The 18,731-nt window shown below is 70.3% G+C and carries 16 protein-coding genes; 7 read left to right on the top strand and 9 right to left on the bottom strand.

The window, feature by feature from the left end; genetic code table 11:
* The first annotated feature begins 20 nt into the window (after nt 1–20).
* From LXT21_RS10760 to LXT21_RS10750, 3 genes are all read left to right on the top strand, one after another.
* A complete protein-coding gene (locus LXT21_RS10760) occupies nt 21–332 on the top strand; it encodes a 4a-hydroxytetrahydrobiopterin dehydratase (protein WP_254038024.1) in 312 nt (103 codons plus the stop codon).
* Nucleotides 333–361: 29 nt separating this feature from the next.
* Entirely contained in the window at nt 362–1,624 is a 1,263-nt protein-coding gene (locus tag LXT21_RS10755) for a hypothetical protein (RefSeq protein WP_254038531.1), read from the top strand.
* A gap of 301 nt (nt 1,625–1,925) precedes the next feature.
* Entirely contained in the window at nt 1,926–3,386 is a 1,461-nt protein-coding gene (locus LXT21_RS10750; RefSeq protein WP_254038023.1) for a hypothetical protein, read from the top strand.
* 282 nt (nt 3,387–3,668) lie between these two features.
* Here the strand turns inward: LXT21_RS10750 and LXT21_RS10745 are convergent, their stop codons facing one another.
* Entirely contained in the window at nt 3,669–4,061 is a 393-nt protein-coding gene (locus LXT21_RS10745; protein ID WP_254038022.1) for a cell envelope biogenesis protein TolA, read from the bottom strand.
* A gap of 130 nt (nt 4,062–4,191) precedes the next feature.
* Nucleotides 4,192–5,346, bottom strand: coding sequence for a tetratricopeptide repeat protein (locus LXT21_RS10740; RefSeq protein WP_254038021.1), 1,155 nt, complete (start codon nt 5,344–5,346; stop codon nt 4,192–4,194).
* 178 nt (nt 5,347–5,524) lie between these two features.
* Between LXT21_RS10740 and LXT21_RS10735 the strand changes: the two genes are divergently transcribed.
* On the top strand, nt 5,525–5,884 hold the full coding sequence (locus tag LXT21_RS10735; RefSeq protein WP_254038020.1) for a hypothetical protein: 360 nt from the start codon (nt 5,525–5,527) through the stop codon (nt 5,882–5,884).
* 6 nt (nt 5,885–5,890) lie between these two features.
* Here the strand turns inward: LXT21_RS10735 and LXT21_RS10730 are convergent, their stop codons facing one another.
* The 3 genes from LXT21_RS10730 to dapE are packed head-to-tail and all read right to left on the bottom strand — an operon-like array spanning nt 5,891 to nt 8,943.
* The gene (locus LXT21_RS10730) at nt 5,891–6,649 is read right to left on the bottom strand and encodes a LytR/AlgR family response regulator transcription factor (RefSeq protein WP_254038019.1); all 759 of its coding nucleotides are present in this window, start codon (nt 6,647–6,649) and stop codon (nt 5,891–5,893) included.
* Nucleotides 6,646–7,806 (bottom strand): sensor histidine kinase, encoded by a 1,161-nt coding sequence (locus LXT21_RS10725; RefSeq protein ID WP_254038018.1) that lies wholly within the window; start codon nt 7,804–7,806, stop codon nt 6,646–6,648. Before LXT21_RS10725 ends, LXT21_RS10730 begins: the two co-directional genes overlap by 4 nt.
* A 54-nt stretch (nt 7,807–7,860) precedes the next feature.
* Nucleotides 7,861–8,943: a succinyl-diaminopimelate desuccinylase gene (dapE, locus tag LXT21_RS10720; protein ID WP_254038017.1), complete on the bottom strand. Its 1,083-nt coding sequence runs from the start codon at nt 8,941–8,943 to the stop codon at nt 7,861–7,863.
* A gap of 193 nt (nt 8,944–9,136) precedes the next feature.
* Here dapE and LXT21_RS10715 point away from each other — a divergent pair, with 193 nt between their 5' ends.
* The gene (locus LXT21_RS10715; RefSeq protein WP_254038016.1) at nt 9,137–10,588 is read left to right on the top strand and encodes an ankyrin repeat domain-containing protein; all 1,452 of its coding nucleotides are present in this window, start codon (nt 9,137–9,139) and stop codon (nt 10,586–10,588) included.
* 35 nt (nt 10,589–10,623) lie between these two features.
* Here LXT21_RS10715 and LXT21_RS10710 read toward each other — a convergent pair whose 3' ends face one another.
* From LXT21_RS10710 to LXT21_RS10695, 4 genes are all read right to left on the bottom strand, one after another.
* A complete protein-coding gene (locus LXT21_RS10710) occupies nt 10,624–12,381 on the bottom strand; it encodes a hypothetical protein (RefSeq protein ID WP_254038015.1) in 1,758 nt (585 codons plus the stop codon).
* 105 nt (nt 12,382–12,486) lie between these two features.
* Nucleotides 12,487–13,125, bottom strand: a complete 639-nt coding sequence (locus tag LXT21_RS10705; RefSeq protein WP_254038014.1) for a zf-HC2 domain-containing protein — start codon at nt 13,123–13,125, stop codon at nt 12,487–12,489.
* A gap of 66 nt (nt 13,126–13,191) precedes the next feature.
* Nucleotides 13,192–14,016: a 2,3,4,5-tetrahydropyridine-2,6-dicarboxylate N-succinyltransferase gene (locus LXT21_RS10700; protein ID WP_254038013.1), complete on the bottom strand. Its 825-nt coding sequence runs from the start codon at nt 14,014–14,016 to the stop codon at nt 13,192–13,194.
* A gap of 54 nt (nt 14,017–14,070) precedes the next feature.
* Nucleotides 14,071–14,415 carry a hypothetical protein gene (locus LXT21_RS10695; RefSeq protein ID WP_254038012.1) on the bottom strand — a complete coding sequence of 115 codons (345 nt, stop codon included), beginning with the start codon at nt 14,413–14,415 and terminating at the stop codon, nt 14,071–14,073.
* A 208-nt stretch (nt 14,416–14,623) separates the two neighbouring features.
* Here LXT21_RS10695 and LXT21_RS10690 point away from each other — a divergent pair, with 208 nt between their 5' ends.
* On the top strand, nt 14,624–17,020 hold the full coding sequence (locus tag LXT21_RS10690) for a carbohydrate-binding domain-containing protein (RefSeq protein ID WP_254038011.1): 2,397 nt from the start codon (nt 14,624–14,626) through the stop codon (nt 17,018–17,020).
* Nucleotides 17,021–17,041: 21 nt separating this feature from the next.
* Complete coding sequence (locus tag LXT21_RS10685) at nt 17,042–18,712, top strand: DUF1501 domain-containing protein (RefSeq protein ID WP_254038010.1); 1,671 nt, start codon at nt 17,042–17,044, stop codon at nt 18,710–18,712.
* The last annotated feature ends 19 nt before the right edge of the window (nt 18,713–18,731 follow it).

The raw sequence follows: 18,731 nt of genomic DNA, 5'->3' as shown, positions 1-18,731 counted from the left end.
CGGATATGAAGGAGGGCACCATGCCCCAGAAAGCCCCCCTGCTCGCGCCCGAGGCCCTCCAGTCCTTCCTCGCCCAGCATCCCGAGTGGAAGCACGAAGGCGGGATGATTCGCCGCACCTACGAAGCCCCGTCCTTCCTCGCGGGCATCGCCTTCGTGGAGCGCGTGGCGCACGCCGCCGAGAAGGCGGACCACCACCCGGACATCGACATCCGCTGGCGCAAGGTGACGCTGGCGCTCGTCACGCACGACTCCAACGGGCTGACGGCCAAGGACACCGACCTGGCCCATGAGGCGGACCGGCTCTTCGCCGAGGTGGTGCCCCAGAAGTGAGCACCCCCGCGGTGAGTGTCTTCGTCGTGATGACCTCCAGGGCGCTCGCGGGGCTGCGCGCGCTCGTCGGGTGCGCGGTGGTGGTGCTGTCCACCGCCGCGCTCGCGCAGGACGAGCCGCCCACGGAGCCGCGGCCGGAGCGGCTGTACTTCAACCCCGGCTCGCTGTTGGGCTCGGCGCGCGTCGTCGCGCTCGGCGGCGCCTACGTGGGCATCGCCGAGGGCGCGGCGGGCTTCCCCAGCAACCTGGCGGCGCTGGCCCACCGGGGCCCCGCGCTGGAGAAGGACTGGGATTTGGGCGTCACCCTGTCCTGGCTGGACCTGCCGTTCACCAGTGGACGCGCGCGCGACGTGGACAACGACGGCCGCGCGGATGAGTCCCAGGACCGGCGGCAGCTGTTGGGCGGCCTGCTGCTGCAATACAAGCGCTTCGGCATCGGCTTCGCGCTGCGCAACAGCGCCGTCACCTACTGCGCGACGGTGGCGTGCGCGACGGACAGCGAGCGCATCCGCGTGTCCATGACGCAGTCGGTGCTGGCGGGCGCGGTGTCCTTCGGCCAGGACGACTTCATCCTCGCGCTGGGCATCTACGCGGCGCAGGCGACCTTCCGGCTGGCCTCCGGCGGAGAGGACTGGCGCTACGGCGACACCGGCGTCGCCGTGGACATGCTGTACCGCCCCCATGGGCGCGCCTGGCGACTGGGCGTCACCGTGCGGCCGGAGGTGGTGGCGGACTGGCGCCGCAAGGACGGCCAGGCGCCGGTGCTGGCGGACCGCACGCTGTTCAGCGCGGTGGTGTCGCCCGCGGTGCTGTCCCTGGGCGCGAGCTGGCGGCTGGGCGAAGGCTCGGAGCGCTACAACCGCCTGTCCCCCGCGGCGCGGCGGCAGCTGCTCGTGGACGGGGACGCGCTGCCGGTGCCGGAGGAGGAGCCCCGGGACGCGCCCGCGGGACGGTGGCTCATCAGCGCGCAGGTGGACCTCTTGTCCGGCGTGGACAACGCGGTGCCGCTGCGCACCTTCGCGTCCACGGCGCAGGAGCAGCTCGTGGGCCACACCTCCGAGTTCGCGCCCCGGCTGGGCGTGGAGCACGACACCGTGCCGGGGATGATTCGCCTGCGCGCGGGGGTGTACGCGGAGCCCTCGCCCTTCGATGGTCGCCCGCCGCGTCCGCACCTCACCGGCGGCTTCGAGGTGTTCATCCTGCGCTACTGGGAGGACTGGTCCATCAACGCCTCCTTCGACCTGGCGAGCCGCTACACCAACGTCGGCCTGTCCATCGGCTTCTGGCGCTGAGGGAAGGCGCGTGCCCGCACGTGGGTAACGCGCCGCCCTCCGTGGCGACGGAGCGTTCGCGCAGGGGCCACGCGTCCGCTCCTCGAGGGAAGCGCGACGCGCGCGTCGGAGCGGGCGACCGAGCAGACATCGCACACGGTATTGCTGGCACCTACCAGCATGGAGACCCTCCGAGTGCGGAGGGGGCTTCATGCATCCAGGGCGGCGGTGGTTGCGGACTGTCGCGTGCGCGACAGCGCTGGGTTGGGCGGGATGGCTGACAGGCTGTGATGACGCGGACACGGAGGACCCATCCGATTGTGTGAGCGAACCACGTCGAGGGGGCTGCCCCGAACCCGCGCAGGAGCTCCCCGCGCCCGAGGAGGACGCGGGCACGCCACCTCCTGAAGGAGACGCGGGGACGCCCGACGCGGGGCCTCCTCCCATGGAGCCTCCACCTCCGCCGCCACCGGCGACGACGGGGAGCACGCTGTGGATGGCGCGCGAGGGCACCGCGCAGGATGACCTGGCGCTGGGCGCCGCGGTGGACGCCAACGGCGACATCCTCACGGCGGCGCAATACGAGTGGGACGACCTCCAGGAGCGTCAGCCCACGGACAACACCGTGCGGCTGGTGCTCACCCGACGCACGCAGACGGGCGAGGTGCGGTGGACACGCGCCTATCCGGTGCGCGTGGCGGAGACGCCGGAGTCCCTGCTCGCGGAGGTGAATGCACGCGTCGCGCCGGCCCCGGAGGGTGGACTCTTCGTGGCCGTGGATGCGCGGGGGCTGGTGGACTTCGAGCCCCAGGAGCTGGGCGACGGCGCGTTCGTGGCGCGGTTGGACCCGGCGGGCAACCTCCTCTGGACGGCGCGAGTCCCCGGGGGGGATGCGACGGTGGCGGACCTGCTGCTCGACGTACAGGGGCGGCCGATGGTCGCGTTCAACACCTCCGGCTCCACCGACTTTGGCGAGGGCGTGGTCGGCTCCGGCGCGGTGGTGGTGACGTACTCGGTGGAGGGAAAGCCCGAGCACGCGCTGAGCGTCGGACGGACGGAGGGTCAGGGGGCGCGCATCCTCATCACCACGATGGCGCTGGGCCCGGACGGGCACCTGGTGGTGGGCGGGCGCTACGTGGGCGCGGTCCGCTTCGGGACGCAGAGCTCAGAGGGCGCCGCCGAGGGCAGCCCCTTCGTCGCGGCGTATCTGCCGACGGGGGCCCAGGCCTGGGCGCGGCCGCTCGCGCAGGCGAAGGGCACGGTGAGCGACGTGGGGGTGGATGAGCAGGGCTCGGTGGTGGCGCTCGGGTCCTTCCTGGGCACGGTGTCCTGGGGGACGGCGAAGCTCCAGGGACACGCGTACCGGGCGAGCCCGTTCCTCGTGTCCGCGGATGCGATGGGCAAGGCGCGCTGGAGCCGCAACCTGGGCGATGGGCTCCAGGCCGGGGCGCTCGGGGTGAAGCCCTCGGGCGAGGTCGTGGTGGGCGGCTTCACGTACTCGCTCATCGTGGATGGCGCGGCGGGGCCGGATGGACTGGGCTCGGCGCAGCCGGTGGCGCTGCGCTACGCCTCGGATGGCGCGTCGCTCGGGCTGAAGCTGTACATCTCCGACCCGCCTCAACCCAGAGGCGAGCTGTACGGCGTGGAGGACATCCGCTTCGTGGGCATGCTCCCGGACGGTGATGTCCTGCTGTTCGGTCACACGGACCGCAACTCGGACTTCGGCACCGGGCGGCGCGCGCCGGCGCGCAGTGATTTGTTCCTGCTGCGCATGAAGCAGTAGGCGCCTGCGAGGGCCTCGAGCGCGACTCGGGGCCCTCGGCCTTCGGATGGCACGGACACTTCCGGCGCACGCCGCGACGAGAGGCGCCAGGCCTCGGGTCGGGTCCAGCATCGCGGGATGGGTGCGTGGCGCCGGGGCGGCTGAGCCCACCGGGCCTCGAACGGGGCACGTCAGCGGCGTGTGGGGCGAGGGGCCTTCGCGCCGGGAAGTCCGGTCAGCCGCCGCTCGGAAGGCACCTGCATCCCGAGGCGGACGGCTCACCAGCGCGTGGGGACATGGCGCCTAGCGACGCGGGGTGCGACGCGAGGTCTTCCGGGCCGCGCCCTTGCGAGCGGCGCCCTTGCGCGCGGTGGTGCGGCCACGGGCCGGGCTCTTGCGAGCGGTGCGGCCCGCCGTTCCGGTCCGACGCGCGGTCGTCTTGCGAGCACCGCCCCGCTTGCTCCGGGCCGGGGTCTTCTTGCGCGCGGTCTTCCCGCGCGTGGTCGTGCGCTTCGCCGCGGCCTTGCGGCGCGAGGTGGTCTTCTTCGCGCGAGCACCGGTGCGACCCGACGCCTTCTTCGTGGCGCCACGGCGCCGCGTGGACGACTTGCGCGTCGAGGGCGTCGAGGGAGCCGTGGCCATCTCCGAGGGGGCCAGGCTGTCGGTGATCTGCGAATTGACGGTCTCGTGAGTCATTCCATCTCCTCCGGTGAACGAGAACAACTGGCGATACGAAACGCAGCGTACGCCTGTGCGCGCGCGATGAGAGCCCTCCCCCTCGCGAAGATGAACGACAGCGGACGAATGGCGCGTCGAGCTTCGCGCATCAGGGTGCGTAGCCGAGTTCGCGCTCCGCCTTCTCCACCTGCTCGAGCGCTTCCTTCAGTCCTCGTGAGGAAGCCACGGTGCGCGCGCGCCGCAGTCGCTCCTCGACGCGCGCCTTCTCCCCGAGCAGCGCGTGGGCCCGGCCCAGCTCCAGCAACGCATCGACCGCGGACCACCAGTCCTCGTGGGACTCCGCGTTGGTGAGGGCCTGCTCCAGATGGGGCAGCGCGGCGGGGACGTCCCCCCGACGCAGGTGGAGCCGGCCGAGGGAGGTGTGGGCCTCGCGCTGGCCGGCGGGGTCCTTCACCTCGCGCGCCAGGGCGAGGGCCTTCTCGGAGAGCACCAGGGCCTGGGCGTCCTTCGGGTCCTTGCGCGAGCGCACGTTGGCCAGCGCGACCAGGGCGAACATCTGGCCGGTGGCGAAGCCGACCTGCTCACGCAGCCGCAGGGACTGTTCATACCGGGTGATGGCGGAGTCGAGCTCGCCCCGGTCTTCGTCGAGGGAGGCGAGGTGGCGAAGGTTGTAGGACTCCATCAGGACATCGTTCGAGGCGCGGGCGAGGGACAGGCCCTGCGCGTAGGTCGACCTCGCGGCCTCGGTCTGTCCCTGGAACTGTTGGGTGAGGCCCAGGTGGAACAGGGCGTCGAGGTGACCTCGCGTGTCACCGGCGGACGCGGCGAGGTCTCGGGCCTGCTCGAAGAGGGAGACGACGGGGGCCCACTCGCCCTGGCCGGTGAGGAGCACGATGAAGTAGTGGAACATGCCCTCGGCATCGAGCGCGGCGACGCGGGCGCGGGCATCCCCGGAGGCGTCGGCGAGGTGGCGGGCGCGGCGCAGCACGTCGAGCACCTGGGTGGTGTCCATCCCGGGCCGGTGACGGAGCATGCGGGACATGACGCGGCCCTGCTCGGCGAGGATGCGGGCTTCGCCCCCCGGGTCCTTCAGGGTCCGAGCGCGCGCACTGGCGAACTGGCCGAGCGACACGGCGTCATCGAAGCGGCTCTCCAGGTCGTAGGCCTGCATCACGGTGACGGCGGCCTCGCTGAAGGGGCGCCCCTGCTCCGCGGCGGTGCCAGCGTTGGCGGCCTGGGCGGACCGGCCGGTCGCGCAAGCGGTGATGAGTGATGCCAATCCCACACAGATGACCTGCCGCATGTCCGAGTCCTCCTGGAGAGGCGTCGTGCCCCCCATCGCGCGGACGAGGCTAAGGAGCGCGCGTCACCGTGGGGCGGCGATGGGATGAGACGCGGAGGGGAGGGACGAGACGCGGATGGCGAAGGATGAGTGTCCCGCTGTCAGGGGCACCTCGGAGGGGGTTACCCTCTCCGACATCATGACGGCCGAGGAACGGCAGAAGCTCGTGGAGCGCGCGCGGGCGCTCTTGTTGGAGCAGGTGGTCCACTGGGAGTCGCCCACGCGGTGGGGCGGAGACGACGCCATGGGCTACGGGAAGCTCGCGGCGGCCGCGCGTCAGGCGCTCGCGGGGGACACAGGGGCGATTGCGACGCTGAGGCGGGTGTTCGACGAGTCGTTCTTCGCCAGGACGAACTCCTGTCACGAATATGGGCTGGCCTCCCTGGGGCTCGCGCTGCTCGGGGACCGCGAGTCGGTGGAGCGCATCCGCGCGGTGTCGCCCATCAACCTGAACCGGACGACGAAGCCCCTCGCCCTCGCCCTGCTCGAAGAGGACTGACGCGGCTCACAGCGGATGGCCGAGCACCTGCTCCAGTCGGGTCCGATATGTGCGGCTCAGCGTCAGCTCCTGTCCATCCTTCAGCACCAGCCTGTGGTCCCCGGACAGCGTGGGGGACAGGGAGACAATCCGGTCCACGTTCACGAGCGCCGAGCGGTGCACCCGCGCGAACCGTCGCGCCGGCAGCCGTCCCTCCAGCTCCGCCATCGTCTCGCGCAGCAGATGTGTCTCCGTGCCGACATGCAGCGTGACGTAGTTCCCCGCGGACTCCACCCAGTCCAGGTCCTCCACCGACACGAGCAGCGTCCGGGTCGCCGACTTCACCACGAGCCGCTCCGTGGGCTCCGGCTTCAGCTCCTGGAACATCCGCTGGAGCTGCTGCCGCAAATCGCCTGGAGGCGCCGTCAGTCGCTCCCGAACCCGCGTCAACGTGCGCCGGAAGCGCTCCACCGTGAACGGCTTGAGCAGGTAGTCCACCGCGGCGGCATCGAACGCGCGCAGGGCGTGCTGCGGCCATGCGGTGACGAAGACGACCACGGGAGGAGGTGTCTGCCCCATCTCCGCCAGCACGCCGAACCCGTCCCGCTCCGGCATCTCCACATCCAGGAACACCAGCGCCGGCCGCTCGCGCGCCAGCACCTCCAGCGCCTCCTGTCCGTCCCCACACTCCACCACCGGATGCAGGTCCGTCTCCGATGCCAGCAACGTCCGCAGCCGCTCGCGCGCCAGCGGCTCGTCATCGACGATGAGCGTGCGCACCGTCATGCCCGCGTCCTCCGATAGGGCAGCGAGAGCGAGAGCAGGAACCCGCTCGGCGCACGCGCCTTCCACGTCAGCGATTGCTCGGCACCGTGTAGTCGCTGCAGTCGCGCCCGCGTGGCACCCAGCCCGATTCCCTCCTCCAGCTCCGTCCGCCCCACCGGCGGCCCCACCCCGTCGTCCTCCACCTCCAACGCCAACCGCGCGCCCTCACGCTGGACCCGGACCCAGACCCTCCCAGGTCCCCTGCGCGGCGCGATGCCATGGCGGATGGCGTTCTCCACCAGCGGCTGGAGCAACAACGACGGCACCAGCGCGTCCCTCGCGTCCTCCGCCACGTCGACGTCCACCTGGAGCCGGTCCGAGAAGCGCGTGCGCTCGATGTCTAGATAGGGAGACAGCAGCTCCAGCTCCTCGGAGAGCGGGACCTCGTGTCGCCCATCGCGCTCCAGGCTCGAGCGGAGCAGCTCGCTCAACTGCCCCACCATCCGGTCCGCGGACTCCACGTCCCGGTGCATCAGGGCGGAGATGGCGTGCAACGTATTGAACAGGAAGTGGGGCTGCAGCTGGCTGCGCAAGAGCTGCAGTTGGGCCTGAGCGAGCTGCGCCTCCAGCTGGGACGCGCGCACCGCCTCCTCGCGCATCCGCCGGGCGGACGCCACCGCGGCCTCCATGCCCACCAGGGAGAAGTAGATGAGCAGGTCGAAGTCCGTCGTCTTCGACGCGATGAACAGGAAGTACGTCCACGCCGCGGACGCACCGCCGCTGACCTCCACCACCAGCCACTCGCGCAGCACCGCGAACAGCCCCAGCGCCAGCACCGCGAAGCCCACCCCGGGCACCAAGTGCAGCAACAACTGCACGAACCACGGCCGGCCCATCGAGCGAATGCGACGCGCCACCGCCAGCACGAACGGCGTGAGCGCCGCCCAGGTGTACCAGACACACGCGCCCGTCAGCAGGGCCTCGCCCAGGCGCGGCGGCTCCCCGTGCGAGGCGCGGTACACGAAGAGCTGCGCCCCATAGAGCAGCGCGAGCACCGTGTATCCGGCCCCAATCACCACGGGCCAGAACCACCGGGACGACAGTCCCCACCGAGCCCCGGTGGACGAGGCCTCGGCGGGGGACACGGGACTCCACGGCACGGGAGGGCTCGTCGACATGGTGGACGGCGTGGACTCTAGTCCGCCCACGCGTCCCTTGCCGAAGCCCACCCCTCAACCCTTGAGGAACGCGGCCAGCTTCTCGTACGCCACCGCGAGCGGAGCAATGGGCGCGCTCTCGTTGGCCTGATGCGCCTGCGCCGTCTCACCGGGCCCGTAGTTGATGGCGTCCACGCCCCACTCACCAAAGCGAGCCACGTCCGTCCACGCCTGCTTCGACGCGGCGGGCAGCCCGGTGATGGCCAGCAGCTTCTGGAACAGCGGATTGCCCGCCACCACGGGCCCGCTGGGCGAGGCATCCGTGATGATGACCTCCGCCCTCCCCGCGACGAGCGCGTGCACATCCGCCTTCGCCTGCTCGATGCTCTTGCCCGGCGCGAAGCGGTAGTTGAGGTTCAGCTCGAACGACTCGGGGATGACGTTGCGCGCGCGGCCCCCCTTGGCGAGCGTGGCGTTGATGACCTCGTAGAAGCGGAAGCCCTGCACGTCCACCTCCACCCGCTGCCGCGCCAACAGCTCCGTGAGGAACGGGCCCGCCTTGTGGATGGCGTTCTCCCCCTGCCACGGCCGCGCCGAGTGCGCGCTGCGTCCGCCGAAGCGCACCGTCACCTGCATGGAGCCGACGCAGCCCACCTGCACCTCGCTGTCCGTGGGCTCCATCGCGATGCCGAACTTCACCTTCGCCAGGTCCGGGCGCGCCGCGAACAGCGGGATGAGGCCGCTCTCCGCATAGGCGCCCTCCTCACGCTCGTAGAAGAGGAAGGCCAGGTTGACGGGCAGCGTGTCGCGACGGAGGTCCTCCGCCAGCGCCATCATCACCGCCAGCCCACCCTTCATGTCCGACGCACCCAGGCCGAAGACACGCTCACCCTCGATGCGAGGCTCACGTCCCTGGTCGCTCGGGTGCGCGGGCACCGTGTCCAGGTGGCCGATGAGCGCCACCGTGGGACGAGGGTCCTCCAGTCGACCGAGCAACAACGTGTGCCCCACGCGGAAGACCTCCCCAGGGGGGAAGTGCTGGAGCGCCCAGCGCTCGACGAAATCCGCGATGGGGCCTTCCTGCGTGATGGGACTGGAGATGCGGCACAGCTCGAGCGTCGTGCGGGCGAGCCTCATGGCGAGGTCTTGAGAGGACATTCGGTCACTACCATAACCCCACCCCCTCCCCCTTCGCTGGCCTCCCCACTCTTCGACAACGAACCGGTCTCCCCTGGACTCCAGCCCATCCGGATTGACGCCCGGTGATTCCCACGTCTCACTCGAAGGCAGGGCGTGACACTGATCGCACGTTCACCGAAGCTGCCCTCGCCCCCAATCCTCCGAGGATGAAATGTCGTCGAACAGCGAAGCGACCCAGGCCCTGCTCTCCCTCTGCGGGGACAAGCGCCGATGGAAGAAGGAGCTGACCCTGGACGCGGTGAAGAAGCTGATCGCCGACGGCGCGGACCTGAACGCGCGGGACGTCAATGGCCAGGGCCCGCTGCATCTCGCCGTCCAGGGGCAGTACCTGAAGTCGGACCCGCTCCCGGATGTCCAGGTGGTGCGCGCGCTCATCGAGGCGGGCGCGGATGTGAATGCGCGGGACAACCACCAGCAGACGCCGCTCATCAGGGCCCTCCCCTCGGAGACGACGCCGGAGAACGAGGCGCTGGCCATGGAGATCATCGCCCTGCTGAAGACCGCCGGTGGGAAGGTGGCCTCGGACGTGACGGACGGGAACAGCGGCGCGTTCCGATGGACAACCGCGAAGCTCTTCCGGGAGGTGCTCGACGCGGGGGGCCGCCTCGACGCGCGCAACGAGAAGGGCGAGACGCCGCTCCACAGCGCCATCGTCTCCGGAGACCCCGACGTCATCCAGTTGATGCTCGAGCGCGGCGCCGAGGCGAACGCCATCGACGGCCGGGGCCGCACGCCGCTGGGCATCGCCCTGCGCACCAAGGAGGAGGTCTGGGTCGCGCACAACAAGCGGACGGCCGGGTTCAACGCCGTCATCCAGGCGCTCGAGGCCGCGGGCGGCAAGGCCAGCGTCGCCATCTCCCTGAGCGATGACGTCTTCGCCCCCTACCCCATCGACGAGGTGGCGTTCCGCGGAGCCCTGACGGAGAAGAAGCAGAAGCTCTCCTTCAAGCACGCCATCGCCTCCGCGCAGGAGGCCATCACGGGGCTGCACGGCTACGGCGACCCCGCCGAGGCCCTCGGCAAGCTGGAGACGCTGCGGGACACGCTCACCGCGCCCCCCAGGAAGATCCACATCAAGGACTCGCTGAACATCCGGAGAGCCTTCTTCCACCACGGTGACCTGGAGGTGGACGGAGACCTGAACATCGACCGGCCGTTCGCGGTGACGGGGGACGTCATCGTGCACGGCGTGGTGTGGGACTCGGGCAACGACTCGCTGGTGAACATCCTGGGCCAGCTGAAGTGCCACGGGCTCTACTCGAGCGGCGAGTTCAGCGTCAGCAAGGACATCGAGGCGCGCGACGTGGTGCTCGGCTACTACAACGACCACATCCTCGCGGCGAACACCATCCGCGCCCGCGTCGTCATCGAGGATGACCACGCCTTCGATGCCCGCGTCGACGCGCAGCACCACTTCGACATCGACACCTACGCGCAGGGCTACGGCGACGGCGTGGGAGAGCAGCTGAAGGCCCTCTTCGTCGACGAGGTGCTCGAGCCAGCCGGGGAGAGGGACGAAGAGGATGGCGAGCCGGCCCGCATCGACAAGGGCGCGCTCTTCGACCGCATCAGCAAGGGCCTGCCCGTCTTCCGCGAGCAGTAGCCCCGTGGCGATGGCGCGGGAGCACGCCTCCCGCGTCAGAACGTCCGGATGAAGTCGAGCTCCACGCCGGGGTTCTTCCCGGTGTCGGAGTCCGTCACCGCGAGGGCCGGCTTCTCGGGCGCCGCCGGACTGCCCGCCGCCTGCCACGCGGACACGTGACGGAAGGAGTTCGCGTCGAAGCCCGACAGCATCAGCACGTTGGGCACGCGCGACGGCAGCGGCGAGGCGTCATAGGCCGCCAGGTTCCACAGCACCACGTCCACCGGCCCCAGCGCGCGGTGCCACGCCTGGAGCGCGGCCTGGAGCGGCGGCACGCTCGCGTCGAACGCGATGCCATGCTCGCGCAGCCACGCCACCCTCGCCGGCGACAGCGTCTGCACCTCCGGCGGATGGAACTGCATGTCGGAGAAGAAATAGAGCGTGCGAGGCCTCGGTCGGGCCGGCGCCTCCAGCAACTGGGCGACCAGGTTCACCACCGAGTTCGCCACCTGCGTGCCGCCCCAGCCCTTCCCCTCCCGCAGCCGCATCGCCAGGTCGAACACGCCCTGCTTGGGCCGACGCTGCTCGAGGAAGACATCGTCGGAGAACGTCGCCGCGTACCCCAGCTCGCGCGCCATCACCGCCGACAGCACCACCGCCACGTCTCCGACCTTCGCGCTGCTCTTCGCGCCGCCCAGCGCCGCGCCGAACATGGAGCCGGAGATGTCCGCGAGCCCCAGGCTCAACCCCTGCGGCAGCAACCCCTCGCACACCCGCTCCAGGATGGCCTCGAACACGGGCGCGAGCGCGGGCACGGGGTCCGCCCGGAAGACCCATTCATCGCCGCTGAAGTCCATGCGGTTGCTGCCATTCACCGCCGCCAGCCAGCCCATATACACCTGATGCGGCCACAGGCCCGCGAAGCGCCTCCGCCGGGCCTCCGTCAGGAGCGTCTCCACGGGGATGCCCGCCAGGTACATGGCTCGCAGGTAGCCCTTGAAGGCCAGGTCCGGCAGCAGCCCCGGCACGTCCAGCACGCGCCGCCACGTCTCCTCCGTCGACCCCATGAAGGACAACGCCTGCTCCGTCGTCAGGCGCCCGTTCACGAAGTGCTCCACGCTCGCGTCACCACCGAAGAACGCGCGCCGCGCCTCCAGCAGCTCGAGCCCCGCCGCCAACGGCCCGCGCTCCCGCGTGGGCGCATGCAGGTACCCATAGAGCTTCAGCGTGCGCTCATCCAGGTGCGCCTTCGCCACGCCCATCGCGTCCACCAGCCGCAGGCTCGCGCGCTGACCGTTCTTCCGCCGCCGCGCCAACGGGAACTGCCGACGCGCGTACTTGAGCAGCTGATACACATCCATCCGCGCGAGCGCCCGAGCCATGCCCTTGCGCGCCGCGAGCGGCACCTCGCCCAGCCCCAGGTTCTCGAAGTGGGTCAGGAACAGCGCCACGTCATCCGCGCGGTGTTGGAGACACCGGAACGTGTACTCCTCCGTGAAGGGCCCCTCCGGGTCCGCCGCCGCGAGGATGGCCGGCGCCACGCTCCCCTGGATGCGGTTGCCCTTCCCCTTCACGGGGTCTCTCATGTACGCGCCGAACTTCCAGCCGAAGCCGCGCTCGTGTCGCTCCGCCGCCAGCAGCGCCGCCGCGTAGGAGCGGATCTCCTCCACCTGCGTCCGGTAGAAGGTCTCCTCCAGCAGCGCCGCGCCCTGGGTGAAGGTCAGGTGCAGCAGCGGGTCTGTCTTCGACAAGTCGAAGGCGGCGGCCCCCTCGTGCGTCAGTGAGTCCACGACGTCACGCAGCACCCGAGGCATGTCCCCTCCGACCGGAGAAAAAGTCGGCGCCCCATCCCCGCTGGCAAGCCAACGGGGATTCATGGACGAAGTAGGGGCGCCAGATGCCTCAAAGCCTAACTGAATTCAGCCAGGCGGTGCGAGTTCTTCCTCGAACTCCGTCGCGCCTTCCAGGAGCGACGCGCAAAGACACGCGGGGCCCTGCAGCGCGGTGAAGCCATGCGCGCTGCCCTCGAGCTTGTCGAGCGTCTCACCGGGCCACACCTCGCGCCCGCCGTCCTCGCGCAAGCCCCCCTCCAGCACCAGGTTCCACTCGCGACCCAGGTGCAGGTGACGCGGGTAGCGCACGCCCGGGTTCAACTTCAGCACCGCCGCCATCATCCCCTCGCGCGCGGGGCCCGTCTCCACCGGGAACAGCTCCGAGCCCTCCACCGGCCCCGGCATCCACAGCGACGCGTCCTCCAGCGACTCGAGCAGCGCACTCGCCCGCTCCCGCGTCACGTCGAAGAAGGCCGCCAGCTTCTCCACAAAGCGCTCCAGCCGGCGCGGCCCCTCCATCCGCGCCATCAACGCGGCCAGCACCCCGGCCGGAGGCTCCACCGGCGACTCCAGCGCCAGCAGGCCCTCACGCACCGAGGCCAGGCGGTCGGCCTCGACCCGGCAGCGCTCGCACGCCGCCAGGTGCCGCGCCAACGCCTCCCGCGAGGAGGAGTCCAGCGTCCCCAGTGCCCACTCGGCCAGGATGTCGTCGAGGTGCTCCGTCATCACGTCCCATCCCGTCCCGTCACACGAGCACTACGGAAGCCGCCGCCCTGGTGGATTTCCCTGGGGCTACACGGCCACCGCGAAGTCGCGGAGGGCCGAGTTGAGGCTCGTCTTCTTGTCCGTGGACTGTGTCCGCTGGCCGATGATGAGCGCGCACGGGACCATGTACTTGCCCGCGGGGAACTGCTTCTCGCGCATGCCCGGAATCACCACGCTGCGCGCGGGGACGCGGCCCTTGTAGACGCGCTCCTCGGGGCCGGTGACGTCGATGATCTGCGTGGACGCGGTGAGCACCACGTTGGCGCCCAACACCGCCTCCTCCTCCACCACTACCCCCTCCACCACGATGCAGCGGCTGCCCAGGAAGGCGCGGTCCTCGATGATGACGGGGGACGCGGTGGGCGGCTCGAGCACCCCGCCCAGCCCCACGCCACCCGACAGGTGCACGTCACTGCCCACCTGCGCGCAGCTGCCCACCGTGGCCCACGTGTCCACCATGGTGCCCGCGCCCACGCGCGCGCCGATGTTCACGTAGCCGGGCATCACCACCGCGCCCTTCTCCACGAAGGCCCCGTAGCGAATCGTGCCCGGCGGCACCACCCGCACGCCCGCCTTGTCCAGGTTCTTCTTCAAGGGGACCTTGTCGTGGAACTCGAAGGGCCCCACCTCCATCACCTTCATCTCCGACACGGCGAAGAACAGGAGGATGGCCTCCTTGACCCAGGCGTGGACCTTCCAGCCGTCCGGGCCCTTCTCCGCCACGCGCAGCTCGCCTGCGTCCAGCCGCGCCACCGTCTCGCGCACGGCGGACACGAAGTCCGCATCCTTGAGCTTCGTCCGGTCCGCGAACGCGGCCGAGACCTTCTGGGACAGTTCTTCGATGGGCAACATGGCGCCTCCTTGAAGCACACTTCAGCGCGCCGCGCCGCACCAACCGCAGACCCGTCAGGTGGGGGACGCCTCGGCTTCGGCCGGGGCCGCGTCCGCCTCGGGCACGCCGCCGGGCTCCACCAGGGGGAGCGTCTGCGTGGTGATCTCCCCGTGCGGTGAGTGAGGCGCCACCTCCGTGAGCCCGCGCCCCTCCAGCTCCACCGCGCCCCGTGAAACATGTCTCACCCGGGCCATGGGCACCTCACCCCATTTGCGGCTGAAGGGCCAGCGGCGCAGGTAGAGGTGCGTGTCGCTCAACATCGCCACGTATCCCAGCAGCGCGCCGCCCTCATCGCGCACGCGCATCCCTCGGATGATGGAGCGCCGCTCGTAGGGCGACGCCGTCTCGGGCCAGGCCATGCGTTCCACCTCCTGCCCCCAAGGTGCACCTCCTCTTGCCCACAGAGGAGCACCCCTCGCGCGCCCGCTTCCTCGCCTGCTTGAGGCAACTTGAACCCCAAGGAGTCCGATAACTTCCTGTTTTGTCGCGTTGAGCAATGTTCACGACTGGTCAATCGCCCCCTGGTCGTGCCAGCATCGGGTCACCCCTCACCCCCTGGAGGGCCACATGAGCGCTACCCCCTCGCGCCCGTGGAGCCTCGCCGTGGCAGTGCTCGCGTCGTTCGTCGCCGGATGCCTCGGAGAGGCGACGCTCGACATGCAAGGTCTGCCGGGCCCCGGCAACCCCAACCCCCAACCGCCGCCCGTGCAGCAGGACGGCACGCTCGACTGTGACCTGGACCGGGTGCCGGCGGGCGTGACGCTCGCGAGCATCGCCTCCGACTTCGAGCGCGAGGTGCACCCGGCCCTGGTGCGCGAGGTGTCCGGCTGCATCTCCTGCCACGCGACGACGAGCGGGCGGCTCTTCAAGGTGGGCCTCAACGGCGTGGAGAACTTCTACGCCATCCGCGCCGCCGGCTACCTCACGCCCGCGTCGGGCTCCATGCTGTCGCGCCTGGTGACGACGGACGAGAGCGCGCGCATGCCGCGCGGCGAGCCTGCGTGGAACGCGCGCGAAATCGCCGCGGTGGCCGCGCTCACCTGCCAGCTCAAGGCGGTGGAGACGCGCCAGCCCTCGTCGCGTCCGGACGAGGAGTTCCCCCAGGCGCTCCTGGAGCCCTACCGGGGCCCGGCCGTGGCCACGTATGACAATCCCTTCCTGGGCTTCGAGCAGCTCAAGGGCAAGGTGAAGGCCGTCTTCAACGACGACTGGGTGCGCGGCGGACAGGACCGCTTCGCGCAGAACGTGGGCCTGCTGGGCGGCGTGGACTACAAGGACCACTTCGTCGAGGCGCGCGTCGCCACCGCCGACTTCTTCCTGGGCCTGGATGAGTTGTCGCGCGACGTGTGCCTCACGGCCGCCACCAACAAGACGGGCCCCTTCACGGGCCTGGACCTGGCCCAGCCGCTGACGGACATCCCCGCGCCCTCCACGAAGACGTACGAGATGGAGGCCGCCGTGCGCGACGGCATGACGGTCCCCGCGGGCACGCAGATTCTCGCGAGCACCGGCGGCAAGTCCGGCAGCACCGGTTGGAACCTCTACACCACCGGCACCCTCACCACGCTGCAGCCCTACGTCTTCCCCGCGTCCGCCACCTACCGCTTCACGGTGAAGGCCAAGGGAGACCTGTGCGGCCCGGACCTGCCGAACATGCAGCTCAAGGTGGACGGCGTGCTGGTGAAGGAGTGGAGCGTCTCCAACAACACGGCCTACGCGGACTTCGTGCACACGCAGGCCGTCGCCGGCGGGGACCACATCCTCACGGTGGGCTTCACCAACGACTACGGCGAGACGGGCGTCTGCGACCGCAACCTGCACGTGGACGCGCTCGTGGTGTACGGCCCCACGGAGGCCGCCACCGGCACCCAGCGCGCGGACGCGGCGAAGGCCAAGGTGGACACGCTCTACCGACGGATGCTGTACCGCGCCTCCACCCCCGAGGAGCGCGCCAACGGCTACGCGCTGGTGACGGACCTGTTGGACATCGAGGCCAACGCGAACAAGGCCTGGAGCGGCCTGTGCGAGGGGCTGATGCGCGCGCCCGACTTCCTCTTCACGCTGCCGCCCTCGTACGAGCGCTTCACGGGCAAGGAGCGCGAGCGGCTGCTGCTGGTGAAGCTGGCCATGGACCTGCTCGGCAAGCCGCCGTCCGCGCAGGACTTCACCGCGCTGGAGGGGGGACAGACGTCGTGGGAGGCCCTGGTGGACGGCTACCTGGCCTCGGCGGACTTCCGGACGAACTACTTCAAGCGCATGCGCGTGCGCACCGAGAGCGAGGGCACGCCCGACACGGACGAGCCCGCGCGGCTGTGGACCTTCCTGGTGGAGCAGGAGCGGCCCTTCGAGGAGCTGCTCACCGGCGACTACTCGGTGGACGGAAGCTTCCAGCAGGTGACGCGCCCCACGCAGCACGGCAAGACGGGCGTGCTGACGATGAAGGGCTTCATCAAGAACAAGCCGGGCCTGCCGCACTACAACTACGCGGCGCGGGTAATGACGGACTTCATGGGCACGATGTACGAGGTCCCCGCCGAGGTCTTCGACATGCGGGGCGCGGCCACCGCGTCCTCCACCGTGGACCCCAGCAGCATCTGCTACTCCTGCCACCAGACGCTCACCCCCCTGGCGCACCAGCGCCTGCGCTGGGATGACGAGGGCAACTACCGCACCCAGGACGAGCAGGGCGTCGCGCTGGACGACACGGACCGCAACCTGGCCGCCACGTATGCCTTCAAGGGCCAGGGCATGGAGGCCTTCGCCACGCAGGCGGTGAAGAAGGAAGCCTTCGTGCGCCGCACGCTCAACGCCCAGTTCGCCCTCCTGTTCGGCCGCGAGATGCGCCACGAGCAGGACGAGCGCGTCATCTACAAGCGCCTGTGGGACGTCAGCCACGAGCACGACGGCAACCTCAAGGCCGTGCTCAAGACGCTCGCCACCTCTCCTGAGTACCTGCGCCAGTAACCCGCCCAAAGGACCGCCGCCATGAACCGCCGCCGATTCCTCGCGGGCGCCGCCGCGGGCGCCGCCATCAGCACCCTGGACTGGCTCCGCTTCTTCCGCGCCTTCGGAGTGCCCGGGACGAAGAAGGAGCTGGGCTTCGCCGAGGCCGCCGCCGCCGAGGCCGACAACCCCCGCTTCCTCATCTACTGGTTCCAGGAGGGAGGCTGGGACGGGTATTCGATGTTCAACCCCGTCCACACGCCCAACGACTCCATCCGCGTCATCCCCGCGGGCGAGCTGCGGCCCACGCCGTCGTGGACGAACCACCGCTACCGCCCCAAGGGCTACGGCGCCACGCCGTCGGACCCGCCCAGGACGCAGGGCAACATCCAGTACGGCTACCTGGCGCAGGACGGCCTGGACCTGTTCCCGGAGCTGGCGGTGGTGTCCAGCCACAACGGCAACACCTTCCACTCGGGTGGACGGTGGGAGTACCACTACGGCAAGTACAGCGCGTCGCTGTCCGGCAAGCGGGGCGCGGACGAGCGCACGGTGATGCAGGCGTTCTGCGAGGCGTACGGGACGGGCTTCCTGTTGCCCCACGTCTCGTGGCACCGGTGGCTGTCCGACGGTGAGCTGTCCATCCCGTCCTATCCCGAGGGCACGGGCTACTACGAGAAGCTGGGCCCGGTGCACGCGCACACGCTCTACGGCAAGACGCCCGCGGCGATGCGCGAGCGGCTGGCGTCGCTGGGCAACGTGGCGCAGGGTCAGCGCGACGCGCGCATCCGCCAGTTCACCGACAACCTGCAGTCGAGCTTCCTGGCGGAGAAGAACAGCGAGTCGGTGCGCGCCTTCAACTCCGCGCTGCAAATCCATCGCGCGCTGACGGCCGGCGGCAGCATCAACCTGGACCCGCGCACACTGTTCACCAACACCACGCTGCGCGCCGAGTTCGGAATCACCGCGGCGGACGAGGCCACCGACTCGTCGTCCATCAACGGCAATCCCGCGCGCACGAAGGAGACGCCCAACACCAACGTGCAGGCGTTGATGACGTACGAGATGATGACGAAGGGGCTCTCCATCGGCTTCTTCATCGAGAACCGCGGCCTGCGCCAGTTCGACACGCACCGCGACCGCCGCTCCATCATGAGCAACAAGGGCCAGACGGAGCAGCGCGACATGATGCGCAAGAACCTCTGGAACCCGCTGAAGACGCTGGTGGCGAAGCTCAAGGCCACGCCCTACGGCACCACGGGCAAGAGCTACTACGACTTCACCACCATCGTCCTCGCCTCGGAGATGGGCCGCACGATTCAGGGCGACGTGGAGGGCATCCTCACCAAGGCGGGCGTGACGGACGCGCAGAAGTACGAGGAGATCATGCTCCAGGACTGCTGCCAGCACTGGCGCGTCAACAGCGTGGCCTTCCTGGGTGGGACCGTGCGCGGCAACACGCAGTACGGCCGCGTGGGCAGCTCGTCACTGGACGGCATCCCGATGATGCCCAACGGCACGCTGGACCCCGCGTACGACGCGGACACGGGCCTGCTGGTGCCGGGGCGGACGAAGAACCCCACGAGCTTCGTGTCCGACGCGGGCCACGTCTACGCGACGGCGCTCCACCTGTCCGGGCTGGACCCGGCGGCGCTCAAGGCCGCGGGCAAGGGCAAGAACGACCGCCCGCCCATGACGTTCATCAAGCGCTGAAGGGCCCGCAGGATGCGGG

It is taken from the genome of Myxococcus guangdongensis (genome assembly GCF_024198255.1).
Lineage (GTDB): Bacteria > Myxococcota > Myxococcia > Myxococcales > Myxococcaceae > Myxococcus > Myxococcus guangdongensis.
Note: the sequence above shows the minus strand (reverse complement) of the source record. Positions and strands in the feature narration are given on the sequence as shown.